Origin of the sequence: Corynebacterium sp. HMSC074A01 (genome assembly GCF_001831515.1) — a bacterium.
In the GTDB taxonomy this organism is placed as follows: Bacteria; Actinomycetota; Actinomycetes; order Mycobacteriales; family Mycobacteriaceae; genus Corynebacterium.
Map to the genome: position 1 here is coordinate 56,805 of NZ_KV825598.1, position 20,388 is coordinate 77,192.

Annotated in this window: 21 protein-coding genes and 1 tRNA gene; 9 read left to right on the forward strand and 13 right to left on the reverse strand. The window is 64.0% G+C overall.

Going from position 1 to position 20,388, the window contains the following annotated elements:
• Positions 1 to 148: 148 nt before the first annotated feature.
• From HMPREF2550_RS00520 to rpmH, 8 genes are all read right to left on the reverse strand, one after another.
• Positions 149 to 793, reverse strand: coding sequence for a hypothetical protein (locus HMPREF2550_RS00520; RefSeq protein WP_070789028.1), 645 nt, complete (start codon positions 791 to 793; stop codon positions 149 to 151).
• A gap of 4 nt (positions 794 to 797) precedes the next feature.
• Positions 798 to 1,928, reverse strand: a complete 1,131-nt coding sequence (locus HMPREF2550_RS00525) for a ParB/RepB/Spo0J family partition protein (protein WP_070789029.1) — start codon at positions 1,926 to 1,928, stop codon at positions 798 to 800.
• Positions 1,929 to 1,938: 10 nt separating this feature from the next.
• Positions 1,939 to 2,904 (reverse strand): ParA family protein, encoded by a 966-nt coding sequence (locus HMPREF2550_RS00530; protein ID WP_070789031.1) that lies wholly within the window; start codon positions 2,902 to 2,904, stop codon positions 1,939 to 1,941.
• 7 nt (positions 2,905 to 2,911) lie between these two features.
• Positions 2,912 to 3,508 carry a 16S rRNA (guanine(527)-N(7))-methyltransferase RsmG gene (gene rsmG, locus HMPREF2550_RS00535; protein WP_070789032.1) on the reverse strand — a complete coding sequence of 199 codons (597 nt, stop codon included), beginning with the start codon at positions 3,506 to 3,508 and terminating at the stop codon, positions 2,912 to 2,914.
• A 197-nt stretch (positions 3,509 to 3,705) separates the two neighbouring features.
• Positions 3,706 to 4,686, reverse strand: a complete 981-nt coding sequence (gene yidC, locus HMPREF2550_RS00540) for a membrane protein insertase YidC (RefSeq protein WP_070789035.1) — start codon at positions 4,684 to 4,686, stop codon at positions 3,706 to 3,708.
• Positions 4,687 to 4,695: 9 nt separating this feature from the next.
• On the reverse strand, positions 4,696 to 5,022 hold the full coding sequence (gene yidD / locus HMPREF2550_RS00545; protein ID WP_070789036.1) for a membrane protein insertion efficiency factor YidD: 327 nt from the start codon (positions 5,020 to 5,022) through the stop codon (positions 4,696 to 4,698).
• Positions 5,023 to 5,394, reverse strand: a complete 372-nt coding sequence (gene rnpA / locus HMPREF2550_RS00550; protein ID WP_070789038.1) for a ribonuclease P protein component — start codon at positions 5,392 to 5,394, stop codon at positions 5,023 to 5,025. It lies immediately after the preceding gene.
• A gap of 24 nt (positions 5,395 to 5,418) precedes the next feature.
• Entirely contained in the window at positions 5,419 to 5,556 is a 138-nt protein-coding gene (gene rpmH / locus HMPREF2550_RS00555; RefSeq protein ID WP_038593492.1) for a 50S ribosomal protein L34, read from the reverse strand.
• Positions 5,557 to 6,468: 912 nt separating this feature from the next.
• Here rpmH and dnaA point away from each other — a divergent pair.
• The 5 genes from dnaA (at position 6,469) to gyrB (ending at position 13,960) form a co-directional block, all read left to right on the forward strand.
• Positions 6,469 to 8,076: a chromosomal replication initiator protein DnaA gene (gene dnaA, locus HMPREF2550_RS00560; protein ID WP_070789039.1), complete on the forward strand. Its 1,608-nt coding sequence runs from the start codon at positions 6,469 to 6,471 to the stop codon at positions 8,074 to 8,076.
• 684 nt (positions 8,077 to 8,760) lie between these two features.
• Positions 8,761 to 9,972, forward strand: a complete 1,212-nt coding sequence (gene dnaN / locus HMPREF2550_RS00565; protein ID WP_070762523.1) for a DNA polymerase III subunit beta — start codon at positions 8,761 to 8,763, stop codon at positions 9,970 to 9,972.
• Between the two features lie 27 nt (positions 9,973 to 9,999).
• Positions 10,000 to 11,172: a DNA replication/repair protein RecF gene (gene recF, locus HMPREF2550_RS00570; protein ID WP_070789040.1), complete on the forward strand. Its 1,173-nt coding sequence runs from the start codon at positions 10,000 to 10,002 to the stop codon at positions 11,170 to 11,172.
• Positions 11,165 to 11,764, forward strand: a complete 600-nt coding sequence (locus HMPREF2550_RS00575) for a DciA family protein (RefSeq protein ID WP_070789041.1) — start codon at positions 11,165 to 11,167, stop codon at positions 11,762 to 11,764. The genes recF and HMPREF2550_RS00575 overlap by 8 nt, the downstream gene beginning before the upstream one ends.
• 132 nt (positions 11,765 to 11,896) lie before the next feature.
• Positions 11,897 to 13,960 carry a DNA topoisomerase (ATP-hydrolyzing) subunit B gene (gene gyrB / locus HMPREF2550_RS00580; RefSeq protein ID WP_070789042.1) on the forward strand — a complete coding sequence of 688 codons (2,064 nt, stop codon included), beginning with the start codon at positions 11,897 to 11,899 and terminating at the stop codon, positions 13,958 to 13,960.
• A 138-nt stretch (positions 13,961 to 14,098) separates the two neighbouring features.
• Here gyrB and HMPREF2550_RS00585 read toward each other — a convergent pair whose 3' ends face one another.
• The 3 genes from HMPREF2550_RS00585 to HMPREF2550_RS00590 form a co-directional block, all read right to left on the reverse strand.
• Positions 14,099 to 14,533: a DUF6918 family protein gene (locus HMPREF2550_RS00585; protein WP_070789044.1), complete on the reverse strand. Its 435-nt coding sequence runs from the start codon at positions 14,531 to 14,533 to the stop codon at positions 14,099 to 14,101.
• 71 nt (positions 14,534 to 14,604) lie between these two features.
• Entirely contained in the window at positions 14,605 to 14,763 is a 159-nt protein-coding gene (locus HMPREF2550_RS12165) for a hypothetical protein (protein WP_168167109.1), read from the reverse strand.
• Between the two features lie 404 nt (positions 14,764 to 15,167).
• On the reverse strand, positions 15,168 to 15,608 hold the full coding sequence (locus HMPREF2550_RS00590; protein ID WP_070789046.1) for a hypothetical protein: 441 nt from the start codon (positions 15,606 to 15,608) through the stop codon (positions 15,168 to 15,170).
• 67 nt (positions 15,609 to 15,675) lie between these two features.
• On the opposite strand from HMPREF2550_RS00590, the gene HMPREF2550_RS00595 reads away from it, so the two are divergent.
• A complete protein-coding gene (locus HMPREF2550_RS00595) occupies positions 15,676 to 16,617 on the forward strand; it encodes a hypothetical protein (protein WP_141760474.1) in 942 nt (313 codons plus the stop codon).
• Between the two features lie 88 nt (positions 16,618 to 16,705).
• Here HMPREF2550_RS00595 and HMPREF2550_RS00600 read toward each other — a convergent pair whose 3' ends face one another.
• Together HMPREF2550_RS00600 and HMPREF2550_RS00605 are read right to left on the reverse strand one after the other, a co-directional pair.
• Positions 16,706 to 16,978 (reverse strand): TetR family transcriptional regulator, encoded by a 273-nt coding sequence (locus HMPREF2550_RS00600; RefSeq protein WP_070789050.1) that lies wholly within the window; start codon positions 16,976 to 16,978, stop codon positions 16,706 to 16,708.
• A gap of 3 nt (positions 16,979 to 16,981) precedes the next feature.
• Positions 16,982 to 17,191, reverse strand: a complete 210-nt coding sequence (locus HMPREF2550_RS00605) for a CopG family transcriptional regulator (RefSeq protein WP_070789052.1) — start codon at positions 17,189 to 17,191, stop codon at positions 16,982 to 16,984.
• An 84-nt stretch (positions 17,192 to 17,275) separates the two neighbouring features.
• Here HMPREF2550_RS00605 and gyrA point away from each other — a divergent pair, with 84 nt between their 5' ends.
• From gyrA to HMPREF2550_RS00620, 3 genes are all read left to right on the forward strand, one after another.
• Positions 17,276 to 19,840, forward strand: coding sequence for a DNA gyrase subunit A (gene gyrA, locus HMPREF2550_RS00610; protein WP_070789054.1), 2,565 nt, complete (start codon positions 17,276 to 17,278; stop codon positions 19,838 to 19,840).
• Positions 19,841 to 19,843: 3 nt separating this feature from the next.
• On the forward strand, positions 19,844 to 20,188 hold the full coding sequence (locus tag HMPREF2550_RS00615; protein ID WP_038587442.1) for a DUF3566 domain-containing protein: 345 nt from the start codon (positions 19,844 to 19,846) through the stop codon (positions 20,186 to 20,188).
• Positions 20,189 to 20,293: 105 nt separating this feature from the next.
• Positions 20,294 to 20,367, forward strand: a tRNA-Ile gene (locus HMPREF2550_RS00620).
• The last annotated feature ends 21 nt before the right edge of the window (positions 20,368 to 20,388 follow it).

Genomic DNA, 20,388 nt, shown 5'->3' on the forward strand with positions numbered 1-20,388 from the left:
CGGCGAGCGAACACCCTGGTCAGGCCTAGTCCCTGAGCGATTGATTCATGGATATCCGCGGCAGCCATGCGGCTATCTTACATCATTGTCATTCACGCACCGCACTGGCGGAAATGAAGGAATTAATTGAATGAATGAGTGAATGTGCTTAGCACGCGGGTACGGCGGCGAGCAGATCGGCGATCTCGTGGGCTGCCATGAGGTCGAACGCCGGCGGCAAGGTAAGCCGCAGGCGGGGGAGTACCGGGTGGTCCGCCACCACGCGGAAGCCCGCGGATTCAAGGATCGACACCTCGGTCAGGCCAATCGAGGCGGCGTGGCGGGCGATGCGCGCAACCGTGGAATCGGCGGTGTCGGCGTCGAGGCGCAGCCCGAAGACCTCGAGGGCTTGGGCACCTGCGCGGGTGGCGGCGGTGATGGTGGCGTCGAGAAGCACTGCCTCCCAGCCGCGATTCTTCGCGTTGGTGGCGATGTGGAGGCTGGTGACAACCCATGCGTCGTCGCTAATGGGTGCCGTGGGCATGCGAGCAGCGCCCGGGGCGTGCTCTGGCGGGCAGAACAGGCAGGTCGCGAGCGCGCCAATGGTGGTCGTGGGCTCGGCGATGGAAAAGCCGATTGGGTTCTGCGCGTAGCAGCGGGCGAGCAGCCACGCGCCCTTGTCCAGCTCCGAGGTGGGGTTCTCGCTGGTGGCGGCCGGGTCCAGCTCCCAGAAGACGCTGTCTGCTGCGCGCGCGTGGATGCGCGCGAGCGTCGATTCCTCGAGCGCGACGAGCTGTCCCCCGGGTAGCGCCATGGTCTTAGTCTTCGCCCTGGATGAGCCCCATAATGCGCTCGAAGTCGTCCTTGTCGCCGAACTCGACGACGATCTTGCCCTTGCGCTTGCCCATGGTCACCGAGACCTTGGTATCCCAGGCGTCCGCGAGGCTATTCGCGGCGTTGGTGAGGTACTCAGGCTGGGGCACCGGCTCGCGCTTCTTCTTCTCGGGCAGCGCGCCGTTGTTGTTGAGCAGCGTGACGGCCTCCTCCGTCGCGCGCACGCTTAAGCCCTCAGCAACGATGCGGTTGGCCAGCTCATTCTGGCTGGCCGACGTCGCTGCCTCGCTGTCCAACTTCACACCGAGCAGGGCGCGTGCGTGGCCTGCGGAAAGCACGCCCGCAGCCACGCGACGCTGCACATCCACCGGCAGGCGGAGCAAGCGGATCGCATTGGTGATCACGGGACGGGAGCGGCCCAGCTTGTCGGCGAGCTGCTCCTGGGTCACGCCGAACTCCTTGAGCAGCTGCTCGTAGGCAGCGGCCTCTTCCAGCGGGTTGAGTTGGACGCGGTGGATGTTCTCCAGCAGCGCGTCGCGCAGCATGTCCTCGTCGGAGGTCTCGCGCACAATCGCCGGGATGTGCTTGAGTCCCGCCTTGGAGGCGGCGCGCCAGCGGCGCTCGCCCATGATCAGCTCGAAGCCGTCCTTGGTGTCGCGCACCACGATCGGCTGCAGCAGGCCGAACTCGCGGATGGAGTGGACCAGCTCGGCGAGCTCGTCCTCGTCGAAGACCTGGCGCGGCTGCTTCGGGTTGGGGATGATCTGGCCCAGCGGCACCTCTTGGTAGCGCGCGCCCACCGGCACCGGCTGCATCACGTTGTCTTTCGCCGCCGTCACCGTTGGCGCACCCTTCACTGGCCCGCGCGACGTGCCGCCCACGGTCGGGGCGCCCTTGACCTTCTTCTTCGGCGCACCTTTATCGTTCTTGTCCTGCGCGGACTGTTCCTGCTCAGCATTGCGACGATCGCGGGCGCCGGCGTTGTCTCCGAAAATGATGTCGGAGGCGTTGTTGCCAATCGCGCCGGTCTTGCCGGTGGTATCTGTCGATGCGGGGGCGGACGGGATCAGCGCGGCAAGGCCGCGGCCAAGTCCACCTTTACGTTGTTGTGCCATGAAATTCTCCTTAGTTTCCCTCGTCCGCGCTGTCTACATCACCATCAAGCTCCGCGTACACCGCCGGGCTCACACCAATCGGGCCGGTCGTTTCGTGCGGCTGGTAGTCCCCGCGCGTCGCCAGCTCGCGCGCCGCGTCAAAGTAGGCGAGCGCACCGCGCGAACCCGGGTCGTACTCGATCACGGTCTGCCCATAGCCCGGTGCCTCGGAGACCTTCACCGACCGCGGGATCACGTTATTCAGCACCACCTGGCCGAATTGGTCGCGCACCTCTGCGGCGACCTCGGCGGCGAGCTTCGTGCGCGCGTCGTACATGGTCAACAGGATCGCCGAGATGTGCAGGTTGTGGTTCAAGTGCTCGCGGATCATGCCGATGTTGCCCAGCAGCTGGCCCACGCCCTCGAGCGCGTAGTACTCGCACTGGATCGGAATGAGCACCTCGTCCACTGCGGTCATCGCGTTGATGGTGAGCAGACCGAGCGACGGCGGGCAGTCGATGAAGACGTAGTCAAAGCCGTACTCATCCAGAAAGCCGCGCCGCAGCGCGTCGTGCAGCCGGTATTCGCGCCGCACCATCGAGACCAGCTCGATCTCCGCGCCGGCCAAGTCAATCGTCGCCGGGATGCAGAACAGGTTCGGGTTATCCGGGTTCTCCTGCACCGCGTCTTTCGCCTCGGCCTCGCCAATCAGGATCTCGTAGCTGGAGACGGTCCCAGAGGTGTGCTCGGCACCCAAGGCGGTCGACGCGTTGCCCTGCGGGTCCAGATCGACCACAAGCACCTTCAAGCCCTGCTTGCTTATCGACGCCGCCATATTCACCGCCGTCGTCGTCTTACCCACCCCGCCCTTCTGGTTGGCAATGGTGAGCACCCGCGGGTGATCCGGCTTGGGCAGCGTCTTGCGCCCCGAGGTCATCTGCGCGGCCCGCTGTGCCGCCGCCATAATCGGCGTGTCGTCGTAGTTCTGCTCGTCCATCTCAGCCCTACTTTCGCACGATCCGGATCAGGGTGGTCGGCTGCGCAAGCAGCCCCTCACCAACCTGGAAGATCTCCGCGTCCACGCCGCCCGCCTTGCGGATCTGCGCCGCATCGCGCTCGAGCTCTTCGCTTACCAACGCCCCCTTCATCGCCACCATCGCACCCCCGTGCCGCACCAGCGGCAGCGACCAGCCGGCGAGCTTGCCCAAGGGGGCCACCGCGCGGGAGGTCACCGCGTCGAACTGTCCGCGCTTCTGCTCCTCGGCGCGCCCGCGCACGACCGTGACGTTGTCCAAGCCCAGCTGCTCCTTGACTTCCTTGAGGTAGGTCGAGCGCTTCAGCAGCGGCTCGATCAACGTCAGCTGCAGATCCGGGCGCGCAATGGCGAGCGGGATACCGGGCAGGCCCGCGCCAGAACCGACGTCGGCGACGGAGGCACCCTCGTCGAAAGCCTCGGCGGCGACTGCGCAGTTGAGGATGTGGCGCTCCCACAAGCGGTCGACTTCCTTCGGGCCGATAAAGCCGCGCTCGGCGGCGACGGTGGCCAGCGAGTCGTGGTAGGCCTGCGCCAACTCGACGCGATCACCGAAGACGGTGCGCATAAGCTCGGCATTTGGGGTTGCTTGCGGGCTGGGTTCCGACACGGCTGTGCACTCCTTCGCGGCAAGGGGAATTCTCTAGCAACCGACTCTAGTAAATGCGCCAAACTTTGGGGCAATCGTGGCGTCGACAAGCAACAAGGGCCCCACACGCAAAAACCCGCCGCCTGCTACAGGCGACGGGTTGAGGCTTGAGCGGGCTACTTGCCCTGCTTGCGCTGCTTCTTCGTGCGCTTATCCACCGTGCGGGCACCAACCTGGGGGGCCGAGGCGCGCTTTGCCTCGCGCTTGGCGGCCTCTTCCTCCTCCTCTTCCTGGTCCATCTTGGCAAAGACGATTCGGGTCTGGAAGAAGGTCCAGATGTTGTTGGAAAGCGAGTAGAACAGCAGGCCGACGTGCCACACAAAGCCGGTGAACAGGATCATGGCCGGGAGGAACCACAGCATCATCTTGTTCATCATCTGCATCTGCTGGTCCATCATCTGCGCATTGTCACCCTGCGGGGTGTTCACCTTGCCCGCGGCGCGGCGGGCCTGCTGGCGCTGGACGGACATGCGCGCGTTGAGGTGGGTAAACAGTGCCGAGAGGATGACCATCGGCAGGCAGACCGCGATGATGTGGGCGCGGGTGAGCTCGTCGACACCGGTAAAGGCCGCGAACGCGTCCTCCGGCATGGACATGTAGGCCGACAGCGGAACGCCGAAGATGTTGGCATCCAGGAAGGAGCGGACATCCTCCGGGGAGAAGGCATAGTTGGCAATATTTCGGTTTTCCTCAACCGACAAGCCCAGCGCGCCCGGGCCGGTGCCGGTGCGGTTAAAGGAACGCAGCACGTGGAACAGGCCAATGAACACCGGCATCTGCACCAAGGGCACCAGGCAGGAGGCGAGCGGGTTCGTGCCCATCTCCTTGTAGAGCTTCTGGGTCTCCTCGGCCATCTTCTGCTGGTCGTTCTTGTACTTCGCGCGGATTTCCTGCATCCGCGGCTGCATCTCCTGTATGCGGCGCATGGAGCGCATCTGGTTGACCATCGGCTTGACCAGCAGCGCACGGATGGTCACCGTGAGCATGATGATGGACAGTGCCCAGGCCATACCCGAGTCAGGTGAGAGAATCGCGCCGAAGAGTTTGTGGTAGGCCCACAACACCCATGAAATCGGCCAATAAATGAAGTTCAGCACTTTCGGCAGTTACTCCTCATCGGTTTGTCGTGTGTTCGTTTCCGCGTTCGTTTTCGCAGCGTGCGGGATGCTTCCCGGGACCGGATCGTAGCCGCCCGGATGCCAGGGCCCACACTTTGCCACCCGTGCTGCCGCAAGCGCGGTGCCCTTGAGGGCACCATGCCTTGCGACGGCCTCGAGCGCGTACGCGCTACACACAGGCAGAAAACGGCAGGTCCCACCCAGCTTAAGGGGTGAGACGTACTTTTGGTAGAGGCGCACCAGCTTCACCAGCGCGGATGCGACAGGTCCCCGGGGTGCGGGGATCTCGCCGCCCGCGAAGTTGTAATACGCCATCTAGGTTGTGCGCGTCGGTGTATCCGCTGCCTTCTTGCGGGCTTTCGCCAGCGCGCGGCCGAAGTCGTGGTCCAGCTCGGCACTCGTCGCTGTTGCCGCGGCCGGCAGCGCGCGAATGACCACGTCGAATTCGCGCGGCAGCGACTCCGCGTGTGCGCGCGCGATCGCGCGCAGTTTGCGGGAGACCGCGTGCCTGGTCACGGCGTTGCCCACCTGCTTAGACACCACGAGCCCGAACCGGGGCCCGCCATAAATAGCGGTCTCGGTCCGGGCTCGCAGGTGGACCACCAGGGTGCGTGACCCTGCACGCGAGCCGCGCATCGTGCGACGAAAATCGCGCGAGGTCGCGAGCTTCAGCGAGGAAGGCAGCACTGTGGCTTAAAGGGCTTGAAGAGCTTAAGCGCTCAGCTTTGCGCGGCCCTTCTTGCGGCGCGCGGAAACGATAGCGCGGCCGGCGCGGGTACGCATGCGGGCGCGGAAGCCGTGCTTGCGTGCGCGACGACGGTTATTGGGCTGAAAAGTCCGCTTAGACACGATGGACTCCTTGTAGTTACATCACGGCGGCCAGCGGTGCGCAGCGAACTGCGTACCTCCCGGGGCAGAGGCCGCCTCCGTTAAAAAGTTGTGTTGAGATTGCGTATTCCAAGGTTCCGCATGCCCCACCTGCACAGACTCGCCCTTTAAGGGGGCCCGGTACTCGGCGCGGGTGGCGCTCTCAAGCGCGCAAGGTGTGTCCGGGCTGCCGGATACTTGGGCCGTATCGGGTGGCAGCGCCAGGCGCAACAGGCGCGACAGACCTCACTAGGGTACGTGAGGTTTCCCCCGCGCGACAAATCGACACGCCCCGCGATACGGAGGGTGGTGGCGGGTACCCCCGGAATTACAACAGTGTGTTTTTTCGCAGGTAGGGCCGGGTTCTTAGGGCGCGTAGTGCGCGAACCCCGGCTCCGCCCGCCCGTCCTACCCGACACGTGTTCGAAGTCTTCGGGTTATCCACATTCCACGTCTCGCGCTCATCTAGACACTGCGAGGTGACAGCGGGTAACAATGTTTTATCACCACAATTTCACATCACTTTTGTTCACAGCGAGCGGCAAAGCTGTGGATAACTCTGAAGTACAGGTTGAGACTTTCGCGGAAAGCTGCGCGTTTTTGCAGCTCATGGGCATTTCGCACCTGTGACAAAGTTATCCACAGGGTTGTGCACCCGTTGTGGATAGAACCCAACCGCAAATCTATCCACAGGTGTGGATAAACTTGTGGAAGATGAGGTGAGGGCCCCGCGGGGTCCTCACAAACTTGTGGAGGCACCGCGAATTCCGGTGGATTCCGCGGTGGGTTTTGAAATTACATGTTTCACCCACCGCGAGCCCCGTCGCGCGCCTCCCTTGAACTGCAAGCCTTGTACTGCAAGCACCGACACCGACCGAAGAAGGGGAGCTCCAAGTGGCCGAGCAACACGTTGAATCGCTGTGGCGCGACATTGTCACCGAGCTCCTGCAGCTCTCCGAGCGCCCGGATTCCTCGGTCCCGCAGCTCACCTACCAGCAGCGTTCCTACCTGCAGCTAGTCAAGCCCGTCATGCTTGTCGACGGCTACGCAGTCCTCTCCGCACCCCACGCCGCCGCCAAAACCGTGGTGGAGGAGTCGCTGGCTCCCCACATCACCTCGCTGCTGGCCTCCCACATGGGCACCCCCTTTGCGCTGGCAGTTTCGGTAGCACCAACCCCGCCGCCGGCACCTGCGGCACCGGCCGAAGCCCCGACTGAGCATGCTGGTCATTCAGTGCCGGAGGAGTTCACGCAGGAACCCCCGCAAGCTCCCGCCCAGCCTCCGGCACAACCTCCAGTTCAGCCGGTGTCCCAGCCGCGTCCTGAAAGCACCGCGCCCGGGGAGCAGATCCCGATGAGCCTGGATGAACTGGCGCAGATGCACGCCAAGCAGCAGCCGGCGCAGGGCCACCCGACGGTGCCGCGGCGTATTCCGCGCGAGAAGCCCGCGCACGACCCGGACCGTTCGACCAGCCTGAACCCGAACTACACCTTCGAGAACTTCGTCACCGGTTCCTCCAACCGCTTCGCCAATGGTGCCGCGCTCGCCGTCGCCGAGACCCCGGCCCGCGCATATAATCCACTGTTTATATGGGGCGGTTCCGGCCTGGGCAAGACCCACCTGCTGCACGCGGCGGGCAACTACGCCCAGGTCCTGCAGCCAAACCTGCGGGTCAAGTACGTCTCCTCCGAGGAGTTCACCAACGACTACATCAACTCGGTGCGCGACGACCGGCAGGAATCCTTCAAGCGCCGCTACCGCGACCTGGACATCCTGATGGTGGACGACATCCAGTTCCTGCAGGGCAAGGAAGGTACGCAGGAGGAGTTCTTCCACACCTTCAACGCGCTGCACCAGGCGGATAAGCAGATTATTTTGTCCTCGGATCGCCCGCCGAAGCAGCTGACCACCCTGGAGGACCGCCTGCGCACCCGCTTCGAGGGCGGGCTGATTACCGACGTCCAACCGCCGGACCTAGAAACCCGCATCGCAATCCTGATGAAGAAAGCGGCTGCCGACGGCACCGTGGTCGACGACGCCGTCTTCGAGCTCATCGCCTCCCACTTCGAGGCATCCATCCGCGAGCTCGAGGGGGCCTTCATCCGCGTGTCCGCGTACTCCTCGTTGTCCAACGAGCCGATCACGCTGGAGAACGCCCGCGCCGCGCTGCGTGACATCTTGCCTGATGAGGCCGATGTGAAGCTCACTGCCGACACCATTAAAGATGCAGCCGCGGAGTACTTCAGCCTGACCCTGGAGCAGCTCACAGGTGCGGGGAAGGCCCGCCAGGTGGCGCATGCGCGCCAGATCGCCATGTACCTGTGCCGCGAGCTGACCGACCTGTCGCTGCCCAAGATTGGCGACGAGTTCGGCGGTAAGGATCACACGACCGTGATGTATGCCGATCGGAAGATCCGCAAGGAGATGACGGAGACTCGCTCGACCTACGACGAGATCCAGGAGCTTACCCAGATCATCAAGAACAAGGCGCGCCAGGGCTAGACGCGCACCCTAGGACCAGAGGACCCACCTGGGTATACCGGGTGGGTTTTGTCATGCACACCTCTCAAACCTCAAAATCACCAATGACCACATAAATCACACGGCTACCACTATCCACAGCGTTCTCCACACCTGTGTAATTACGCCGTTGTAACTTGGAGATCTTGCTCACTTTTCAGCGGTTATCCCCAACCGGAACGCGCTCTCGTCGCAAAGCGCGACCTGCGGTTTTCGGGTGTGGACAACCCCATATCCGCATGTGAACAGGCGGTGGACAACTCCGGGTCTCGTGTGGATGGATTTCCGGGACCGGAAGTTATCCACAATCGCACCGAGTTATCCACAGGCATTACACACGCGGAATCACACCCCAGATTCGCGCTACTACCACGGCCGAAACCTCGTAATCCACAGATTGCACAGCACCTACTGTTGTTACCAACTCTTTTACTTGTAATTCCTCTAAGGGAAAGAGAGCCTGTGCACTTCCGCTCGCCGCCCGGTCCCTGCCGCCCCAATTCTTGGAATTACAAGTTTTCCTACCCAAGCTGGCAACGGTCTCCCTTTCCGCCTAGAGTGAGAACGTAAATTACACACCCGGTGCTCGAGGAGAATCCGTCTCGCCCGGAGCTGGTAAACCACACATCCGCCTAGGAACGACAAGCAAGGGAGCGTTACGCCGTCATGGTCGAAAGCATCGGTGACAACTCCGCTGGCACTGGCGTGTCATTTCGGGTCCACAAGGAGGACCTCTCCGACGCCGTCGCGTGGGTAGCGCGAAGCTTGCCCACCAAGAGCACGCAGCCAATTCTTCGCGCGATTGTCATTACCGCCGATGAGGAGGGCCTCGAGCTCGCGGGCTTTGACTACGAGATCTCTACACGTGTGCGCCTCGGAGCTGAGATTGAGCACCCGGGCAAGGTCGCGGTGGCAGGCAAGCTGCTTGCTGAAATCGTTGCGTACATGCCGAACCAGCCGGTGGAGGTCTCCACGGACGGCAACACGATGAAGTTGGTGGGCGGCAAGGCCCGCTTCGAACTGCCCCTGATGTCTTTGGATGATTACCCGCAGGTCCCCGACCTGCCGGAGACCACCGGCCAGATCGCCCCGGCGGCGCTGACCCAGGCTGTCACCCAGGTCGCCTCGGCGGCGGGCCGGGATGACACGTTGCCCATGCTCACAGGTATTCACATGGAGATCCGCGGCGAGAAGCTCCGCCTGACCGCTACGGACCGTTTCCGTCTTGCGCTGCGCACCCTCGAGTGGGAGCCGAAGAGCCCGGAGGTGGAAGCCAAGCTTCTGGTCCCGGCAAAGACCCTGCTGGATAACGCCCGTACCCTGGATACCCACCTGGAGGATCCGGTCGAAATCGCCGTGGGTGCCGAGGGCAACGTCGGCGCCGAGGGCCTTTTTGGCATGCACGTGGGCAACCGCGAGACCACCACGCGCATGCTGGATGCGGACTTCCCCAACGTGGAGCCCCTGCTGCCCAAGGTGCACACGTCCATGGCCACGGTGGAGGTCGCTCCGCTGATGGAGTCCATCCGCCGCGTCTCCCTGGTGGCGGACCGCAACGCGCAGGTGCGCCTGCACTTCACGCCGGGCGAGGTCTCCCTGCACGCCTCCGGCGCGGATTCAGGCGAGGCCAGCGAGTCGCTCGCGTGCGCGTTCACCGGCGCCGACGAGCTGCTCATCGCGTTTAACGCCGGCTACCTGCGCGACGGCCTGTCGGTGGTGGACACGGATCGCGTCGTCTTCGGATTCACCGAGCCTTCCCGCCCCGCCATCATGATCCCGGAGCCGGAGGAACTGCCGGAGGCGGACGCGCAGGGCGAGTTCCCCACGCCGGATACCCACTTCACGTACCTACTCATGCCGGTGCGCCTGCCGGGTTAAGCCGGAGAGAGCTCTCAAGGGCAATTCGTGTACGTAAGCAAGCTTGACCTGCGCGATTTCCGCTCTTGGCCCGAGCTCAACGTGGAGCTCGAACCGGGGGTCACCGTGTTTTCCGGCCGCAACGGGCACGGCAAAACCAACATCGTCGAGGCGGTGTATTACACCTCGGTGCTGGGCAGCCACCGCGTGAGCACGGACGGCCCGCTCGTGCGCTCGGGCGCGGAAAACGCGCGCATCTCCGCCACGATCATCAACGAGGGCCGCGCCCTGACCACGCACCTGCTGCTCAAAGCCGCGGGCGCGAACCAGGCTCAGATCAACCGCACGCGCCTGAAATCCCCCCGCGAGCTGGCCGGGGTGCTGCGCACGGTGATGTTCTCACCGGAGGATCTGCGCCTGGTCACAGGTGAGCCCGCGGAGCGTCGCCGCTTCCTCGATGCACTCGCCGCGCTGCGCACCCGCCGCCTCGGCGGAGTGAAGGCGGACTATGACAAGGTGTTGCGCCAGCGCAACGCGCTTTTGAAGCGCTCGAACATGGTGCTGCGCCGCGGCTACAGCGATGCGCAGGGTGCGAGCGCGCTGAGCACGCTCGATGTGTGGGACGGGCAGCTCGCCGCGCTCGGCGCCCAGGTCATCGCCGGTCGCCTCTCGCTTATCGACGCCCTGTCGCCCCACATCACCGAGTCCTACACCGCAGTCGCCCCCGAATCCCGACCGGCGGCAGTCCACTACACCTCCACCCTGGACAAAGCGGTGCGCGAACTTGCCGGCGAGGCCTCGCAGGACCCGGCCATCCTGGAGGCGGCAATGCTCGCCGAGCTGGGGCGACGCCGCGAGGAGGAACTCGACCGCGGCACCACGCTTGTTGGCCCGCACCGCGACGACCTGGTGCTCATGCTGGGCGATGCGCCGGCCAAGGGCTACGCCTCCCACGGCGAGACCTGGTCGTTCGCGCTCGCGCTGCACTTAGGGGAATACGCCCTGCTCGTGCAGGACGGGGTCGAGCCGGTGCTGATCCTGGACGACGTCTTCGCCGAGCTGGATGCGAAGCGCCGCGAGCGCTTGGTGCACGTCGCGGAGGAAGCCGAGCAGGTGCTCATCACCGCGGCGGTGGGCGACGACCTGCCAGGAAACTTAGACGACGCCGTCTCGGCCCGCTTTACTGTGCGGATGGACGAGGGGGTGTCGTTCCTTGAGTGACCTGGTGCAGCAGACCTTTGAGCAACTCCGTGAGACGGCACGGCGTAGCGGTAGAAAGCTGCCGAATTTGAAGAGGCAGGGTGTGAATGTGGTGCCGCGTCGGAGCGTCGATAAGCGAATGCTCACGAATGCGACCGAGGTGCAGGTGCCTGGCCTGAACTTTGCCGAGGAGAAGAAGCGGCCGTGGGTGCGACGCGGGCGGCCGACGGGGCAGGACGGGCGTGCGCTGCCGCGCAGTTACGAGGTGGCCTCGTTCTCGGCGCTTCTGGGCAAGGAAGTCCGCCAGCGCGACTGGACTGAGCACATGGCCTACGGATGGGTGATGGGCAACTGGGAATCGCTGGTCGGCGCCAAGATTGCGCAGCACACGAAGGTGGAGATGATCAAGGACGGCGAGGTGCACATCACCTGCGACACGACTGCCTGGGCCACCCAGATGAAGTATATGCAGTCCACCATCCTGCGGGCGCTCGCCGAGAAACTGGGGCCCGATGTGATTAGAAAGCTGCACATCTTTGGCCCGCGCACGAAGAGCTGGCGCTACGGGCCGCTGCACGTGAAGGGGCGCGGGCCGCGGGACACGTACGGGTAGAGCGCGAATACCGCGCGAGAAACGCCCTCTCGCTGGCTCGCCTGGTGCCCTAAATGGCCCCCACACCGTGTAAGATAGAGCGGGTTAAACACGCTTTTGGCACATATTGCTTTATAGAGGAGAGTCCAAGCAGTGGCTGAACATCAACCTCATTACGACGCGTCATCGATTACTATCCTTGAGGGTCTCGAGGCTGTCCGCAAGCGCCCCGGCATGTACATCGGTTCCACCGGCGCGCGCGGCCTGCACCACCTGGTGTGGGAGGTCGTGGACAACTCGGTCGACGAGGCCATGGCGGGCTACGCCGACCGCGTCGATGTCACCCTGCTGGCCGACGGCGGGGTCGAGGTCGTGGACAACGGCCGTGGCATTCCGGTAGAGATGCACCCGTCCGGCGCACCGACCGTGCAGGTGGTCATGACGCAGCTGCACGCCGGCGGCAAGTTCGACTCCGAGTCCTACGCGGTCTCCGGTGGTCTGCACGGCGTGGGTATTTCCGTGGTCAACGCGCTGTCCACCCGCGTGGAGGCGGACATCAAGCGCGACGGTAAGCACTGGTACCAGCGCTTTGCCAACGCGGTGCCGGAGAAGCTGGAGGAGGGCGGCAACGCCCGCGGCACCGGCACGGCCATCCGCTTCTGGCCGGACCCGGAGATTTTTGAAACCGTCGAGTTTGATTACGACACGATTTCGCGCCGCCTCCAGGAAATGGCCTTCCTGAACAAGGGCCTGACCATCACGCTCAAGGACGAGCGCGTCACCGACGAGGAACTCGAGCTCGAGGCCATCGCCGAGGAAGGCGAGACCGCTGCCCTGGTGGAGGAGGAGTCCTTCGACGACGAGACGGTCGTGGATGACGCTTCCGGTTCTGAGGAAGTCGCGCCGAGCAAGAAGAAGAAGCGCGAGAAGAAGGCGACCTTCCACTACCCGAACGGTTTGATCGACTACGTCGAGTACATCAACAAGGGCAAGAGCGCGATCCACCCGTCCGTCATCGGTTTTGAGCAGAAGGGCGAGGAGCACGAGGCGGAGGTCGCCCTGCAGTGGAACAACTCCTACAAGCAGTCGGTCCACACCTTCGCCAACACGATTAACACCCACGAGGGCGGCACGCACGAGGAGGGCTTCCGCGCGGCGCTGACCACGCTGATGAACAGGTATGCCCGCGAGCACAAGCTGCTCAAGGAGAAGGAGCCAAACCTGACTGGCGACGACTGCCGCGAGGGCATCGCCGCCATCGTCTCCGTCCGCGTGGCCGACCCGCAGTTCGAGGGCCAGACGAAGACGAAGCTGGGCAACACCGAGATCAAGGGCTTTGTGCAGCGCACCGTCAACGAGCACCTCTCCGACTGGTTCGACGCGAACCCTGCGGAGGCGAAGGCCATTGTGAACAAGGCCGTGTCCTCCTCCCAGGCACGTCAGGCGGCGCGTAAGGCGCGCGACCTGGTCCGTCGCAAGTCGGCCTCCGACCTGGGCGGGCTGCCCGGCAAGCTGGCGGACTGCCGCTCGAAGGACCCGGTGAAGTCCGAGCTGTTCATCGTGGAGGGTGACTCCGCAGGCGGCTCCGCTAAGGGCGGGCGTGACTCCATGTACCAGGCCATCCTTCCGCTGCGCGGCAAGATCCTGAACGTGGAGAAGGCGCGCATGGACCGCGTGCTGAAGAACGCCGAGGTCCAGGCCATTATTACGGCGTTGGGTACCGGTATTCACGACGAGTTTGACATCAACAAGCTGCGCTACCACAAGATCGTGCTTATGGCCGATGCTGATGTGGACGGCCAGCACATCGCCACCCTGCTGCTGACCCTGCTGTTCCGCTTCATGCCGGACCTGGTCACGGACGGGCACGTCTACCTGGCGAACCCGCCGCTGTACAAGCTGAAGTGGGCGAAGGGCCAGCCGGGCTACGCGTTTACCGACGCCGATCGCGACCGCCTCCTGGCCGAAGGCCTCGAAGCCAACCGCAAGATCAACACCGACGACGGCATCCAGCGCTACAAGGGCCTGGGCGAGATGAATGCGAAGGAGCTGTGGGAGACCACGCTCAACCCGGAAACCCGCATCCTGCGCCGCGTCGATCTGGAGGACGCGCAGCGCGCCGACGAGCTGTTCAGCATCCTGATGGGCGATGACGTGGCGGCCCGCCGCAGCTTCATCACCCGCAAGGCGAAGGACGTTCGCTTCCTCGACGTGTAGCCGTTTGTATGGCGAAGGCGCGGTCCTTGTTGGGGGCCGCGCCTTTTGCTATTCGTGTGTGAAAGATTCCGCACATATTCTCGAGGTGGGAAAATTCACCTGCGGAAACGCAAAAGCGATGTCGGATCTTTCACGGTATTACGCGTGCTTCTGCACAATCTGGCCCAGCTCGGGCAGGGCCGGGCCGACAATCTTCGCGGCCTTGTTGCGCAGCGAGGTGTAGACCTTCTTCACCGGGCCCGGCAGCGAGTCCACGGCGGCGTCGGCGGCCTTGATGAGGTCGTCGACGACCTCATCCTCGTGGTTGGAAAGGTAGCGGCCAAAGTCGGCACCGTTCTCGGCCTCGAACTTGGACCAGTGAGGCTCGAGCCCGTCAACCACCTTCGGCAGAACCTTGTTCATGCCCTTGGGGATGGCGTCTGCGTCCGCCTTCTTCCCTGCTGCCAGGGCCGACTTCATCGCCATGCCGGTCAGGCCGGACTGCTTGGCGGTAGTGGTCTCCGCCAGCTCGGCGAAGTCCTTGGCCACCTCGGGGCGGGTTTGTGCATCGAGCAGTTTCTGCAAATCAGACATGGCACACAGTGTACTTCCGGGAATGCGAAAAGCCCGCCACAGTGGGCGGGCTCGGCGTTGCTGCGTGCAGCTTAGAAGCGGATGCCGTACTTGGCAGCAGCGATGCGAGCTGCGCGGTCGATCGGCATGCCCGGGTGGCGCTGGGAAACGGTGTAGACCTCGAGCACAGCCCAGATGGTTGCAACGGAGGAAGCGAGACCGACGAGGGAACCAACGATGGTAGTAATCATGATGATGTCCTTAGGAGTAGTAGACGGTTTGAATGTCGAACATGAGTATAAAACAGACAAACGTGTAGCGCGCGGGAAAACGGGAACTATTTTTACACTTGGCGGGAATCTGTACACAGCTTCCGGACAGCTACCGCACAAAAATAGGGCGGCCCCGGCATTCCGGGACCGCCCTATTTAAGACGGGTTGTGGCTCTTCCGCCACAGTGCTCGGGCTGTGTGATGCCGCAGGAAAACGCTTGCGCATCTTCTCAAATCGGTATGCCACGGGAAAGGGCGGCGTACCGGAGGGAAGCGTCATCCTCACGAGTCACATGAGTCACTGCAACCACAACTGTGACAAACTTAGCACGGCCTCAATAGCGCCGCCACGTCAGGTGGTCTGGGGGTGGGAAAACCTGGTCTTAGCGGGGCATTTGCGGCAACTGCGGCATCGGCAGCTGCTGGCCTGCGAACTGCTCGGCCAGTGCAATCCAAGCGGGCACGTCGAAGATGCGGTTGCCCTCCGAAGACCCGTAGACGCCGCTTAAGCCGGCCTGCTTGGCGATGTCGTCGACGGCTTGGCGGAGGGGCGGGGTGGCGTCGATAAGCAATTGCACCGCGATGAAGGTCGCGGCCGCAGCGATGCCCAGCGACAGCGGGGCCGAGCCTGTGTACGCGCTGCCAAGCGCGGGCTGCTCGGGGACTTTCGGCCCGTCCTCGGGGACCTTGCCCTCGGGGACCTTCGAGCTGGAGGAGCCCGATGAGCCGGCGGAAGACAGTTCGGTCACACCTGCGTGCGCGGGCGCGGGGACGGTGGCGGCGAGAGCGAGCGCGGTGAGCGCGGCGAGCGAGCGTTTTCTCATGCCCAACACTTTATGCACGTCGGCGGGTTTGGGGGAACCGGCGTGCCGTGTGCAGCGTCTAACAGGTATGGGGAGACTTCACAATGGGATGCACATCATGGCCGGGGCGCACGTGGTGCCGAGGGAGCTAGGTGTGCCGATTAACCACAAGTTTTCGATGCCCGGGGCGATGTTGCGTGAGCCGCACTTCGTTGCCCATGCGGCGAGGCACCACCCGCGCGGGATCGCGTACCCCGCGCCCGCTACCGACCGCGCTGTTGCACACGCGTTGGCCTATCCGGGCACGACGGTGACCGGTATGGGCGCGCTGGCGCTCTACGGCCTGCCCTTTTTAGCGGATGGTTGTGACACCGTGCTGCTTGGCCGCGGCATCCGCAAGAATCGGCCGGCCACGGAGCTTTCCCCGGCGCTATGGCGCCGCGATCAGCGTCCGCATGAGACCTGGACCGTGATGTGCGCGGGTCAACCGATCTCCGTGGCATCGCCCCCGGTCGCTGTGGTGGATGCGCTTGTGAGCATCCGGCGCGGCGAGTGTGCATGGCCCGCGCCCAGTGTGTGTGTACGCGCCGTGCAGCTTATCGACGCCACCCGTCGCTTCTGCAACCTCAACCCCGAATCCATCCGCGCTGCCGCTTTCGGGCGCCTGGATAAAAGGTGGCTGTCCAAGGTGTTGGGTGCGTCGAGTGCGCTAGCGGATTCGCCCAAGGAAACCGAGATGCGCCTGCTTGCCGCTCCGTTAGCTCGGAAACATGGGTTGACCTTGGCCGAACAGGTGGTGATCCGCAATGCATGGGGCAAACGCGTCACCGACCTGGACCTTGCTCTGGTGGAACCGCGGATTGGCCTGATGTACGACGGCGCGCACCACTGGGACAAGCAGCAGCGCACCCGGGATTCGCTGATCCAGATCGAGCTGGTTGCGCAGGGGTGGCAGGTGCTGCGCTTCGCCGAGGGGACTCTAGCGAGGCTGCCGGAGACCGTGGAGGAGGTTTTGCGGCGGAGTTCGTGAAAAATTTCGCATAGGCATCCAATGCAAAGCCCGGTGACCTGGAACAACGTGATCCTGTGCGTTTGCTGTGGTGGAAAAATTCACAGCATCACGGAGTTTCCCCAACCCACCGCCGGTACACCTCCGCGGCAACTAAAGCGAAGCCGGAATTACCCGCCGTCAAGGGCTCCATCCTGCGCACCGCTGCAGCCAGCGCCTCCGCAGCCCGCCCAACAGTGTCAAAGACGGGCACCCCGTGCACCCGCGCACCGGGGACGGCGGCGCAGGCGACCAGGGCGGAGAAGGAACGCACCCGGGCTCCAGTGACCACGCAGTACTCGTCGGCAACAGCCAAAAGCTGTTCCGCACTCATTCCTCGCATGGGCTACCTGGCCTGCCGGATGCGCGATTCCATCGCTGTGTAGCCGGGGATGGTGGAGCGTGCGAGGTCGGTGACGGCGGCGTCGTCAAGCAGGCGAGTGGCTGCGGTGACCACGGCGCGGCGGGCGGCCTCCTGCTTAGAGCAGCCCCACGCGGAGGCGAGTAAGACGAGCGCCTTGTCTTCGTCAGCGGTGAGCCGAAGTGTCATAGCCATACCACTTTGATACCACTGCTCAACGCGGCAAAGCGTGACAGGGCCGGTAAACTGCGTTCTAGGCCAAGTAAAGAAAGGTGAGCAATGAGTGATGACACTCTAGGTGGCGGCGGTTTCGACGCCATCCAGCCCATTGATATCAACGAGGAGATGCAGACCAGCTACATCGATTACGCGATGAGCGTGATCGTGGGCCGCGCGCTGCCCGAGGTGCGCGACGGCATGAAGCCGGTGCACCGCCGCGTCATTTACGCGATGTACGACGCTGGTTTCCGCCCGGAGCGCTCGTTTGTGAAGAGCGTGAAGGCCGTCGGCGAGACGATGAGTAACTACCACCCGCACGGCGACCGCGCGATCTACGACACCCTGGTGCGCATGGCGCAGCCGTGGGCGATGCGCTACCCGCTGGTACACGGGCAGGGTAACTTCGGCTCGCCGGGCAACGACGGCCCGGCCGCTATGCGTTACACGGAGTGCAAGCTCACCCCGCTGGCGATGGAGATGGTGCGCGACATCCGCGAGAACGCGGTGGATTTCTCGCCCAACTTCGACTCGAAGACCCGCGAGCCGGATGTGCTGCCCTCGCGCGTGCCGAACCTTTTGATGAACGGCTCGAACGGCATTGCGGTCGGCATGGCCACGAACATCCCGCCACACAACTTGAACGAGTTGGCCGAGGCCATCTACTGGATCCTGGACAACCACGACGCGGACGAGAAGACCACTCTGGATGCGGTGCTCAAGTACGTCAAGGGCCCGGATTTCCCCACCGCCGGCCTGATCGTGGGCGACAAGGGCATCAAGGAGGCCTACACCACGGGCCGCGGCTCGATCCGCATGCGCGGCGTGACCGAGATCGAGGAGGTGGGCAACCGCCAGGTCATCGTGATCACGGAGCTGCCGTACCAGGTCAACCCGGATAACTTCATCCACAACATCGCAGATCAGGTCAACGCGGGCAAGATGGCGGGCATCGCCAGCATTGACGACGAGTCTTCGGACCGCATCGGTATGCGCATCGTGGTCAGGCTCAAGCGCGACGCCGTGCCGCGCGTGGTGCTGAACAACCTGTATAAGCACTCGCAGCTGGAGACGAACTTCTCGGCCAACATGCTCTCCATCGTCGATGGTGTGCCGCGCACCCTGCGCCTGGATCAGATGCTGCGTTACTACGTGCAGCACCAGATCGAGGTCATCGTTCGCCGCACCCAGTACCGCTTGGACGAGGCGGAGAAGCGCGCCCACATCCTGCGCGGCCTGGTCAAGGCCCTCGACGCGTTGGACGAGGTCATCGCGCTCATTCGTCGCAGCCCGACGGTGGACGATGCGCGCCAGGGGCTCATGAAGCTTCTCGACGTCGACGAGATCCAAGCCAACGAGATCCTCGCCATGCAGCTGCGTCGCCTGGCCGCCCTGGAGCGCCAGAAGATCGTGGACGACTTGGCGGAGATCGAGCGCCAGATCGCGGACTACAAGGACATCCTGGCCAAGCCGGAGCGCCAGCGCGAGATCGTGGCGACCGAGCTCAAGGAGATCGTGGACAAGTTCGGCGACGAGCGCCGCACCCAGATCGTGGCTGCCACCGGCGACGTGACGGAGGAGGACCTGATCGCGCGCGAGAACGTCGTGGTCACCATCACCTCCACCGGCTACGCCAAGCGCACCAAGGTGGATGCGTACAAGAGCCAGAAGCGCGGCGGCAAGGGCGTGCGCGGCGCGGAGCTGAAGCAGGACGACGTGGTCAAGCACTTCTTCATCTGCTCCACGCACGATTGGATCCTCTTCTTCACCAACTTCGGCCGCGTCTACCGCCTCAAGGCCTACGAGCTGCCGGAGGCGGGCCGCACCGCCCGCGGGCAGCACGTGGCGAACTTGCTGGAGTTCCAGCCGGAGGAGAAGATCGCCCAGATCATCCAGATCCAGTCCTACGAGGACGCGCCCTACCTGGTGCTGGCCACTCGCGACGGCCGCGTGAAGAAGTCGCGCCTGACCGACTACGAGTCGGCACGCTCCGCAGGGCTGATCGCCATCAACCTCAACGAGGGCGACGCGCTCATTGGCGCCGCGCTGACCAACGAGGAGGACGACATCCTGCTGGTCTCCGAGCAGGGCCAGGCGATCCGCTTCGCGGCTGATGACGACCAGCTGCGTCCGATGGGCCGCGCGACCGCCGGCGTGAAGGGCATGCGCTTCCGCGACGACGACCAGCTCCTGGCCATGACGGTGGTGCAGGACGGCGAGTACCTGCTCGTGGCCACCTCCGGCGGCTACGGCAAGCGCACCGCCATTGAGGAGTACAACCAGCAGGGCCGCGGCGGCATGGGCGTGATGACGTTCAAGTACACCCCGAAGCGCGGCAAGCTGATCGGCGCGCTCGCAGTCGACGAGGAGGACCAGATCTTCGCCATCACCTCCGCCGGCGGCGTGATCCGCACCGAGGTCAACCAGATCCGGCCGTCCTCGCGCGCGACCATGGGTGTGCGCCTGGTGGATCTTGCCGACGATGTCGAGCTCCTGGCTATCGACGTCAACGTCGAGGACTCCGGCGAGGAGGAGGCCACTGCAGTGGCGAAGGGTGAGAAGACCCTTGAGGAGGCGCAGGAGGCGACGCAGTCGTCGATAAGCGGTGGCCCCGAGGGTGAGGAGTAAGCGATGGCCGCACGGAAGGTAACCATCCGTAACATCGGCGCGAGCTCGATGTTCAAGGTGGCGACGATCCTGGCGCTCATCGGGTTCGTGGCGTGGATGATCGGCGTGACCATCGTCTACTTCGGCCTGGAGCAGGCCGGGGTGATCGACTCGGTGAACTCGCTCATCGGCGGCGTCGGCGGCGACCAGGTCATCGATATGAAGGTCTGCCTGTCAGCCGCCGGCCTGCTGGGCCTGATCGGCGTGGTGTTTACCGCCATCATGGCGCCGCTGACCGTGGTGATTTACAACAGCATCGCTGATCTTGTAGGCGGCGTCAGCTTCACTATGTCCAACCGCGCAAAGTAGGGCTAAGGGGTGCTTATCGACGCCACGTTGCAGGTGCCGATACGCACCCTGACCTGGCGATTTGGTGGTTATGGCAATGGTGCGTAATATTCTTATCCGTTGCCAGGGCCTATAGCTCAGTCGGTTAGAGCGCATCGCTGATAACGATGAGGTCGCAAGTTCGATTCTTGCTAGGCCCACGGAGACACTAGTAATATAGC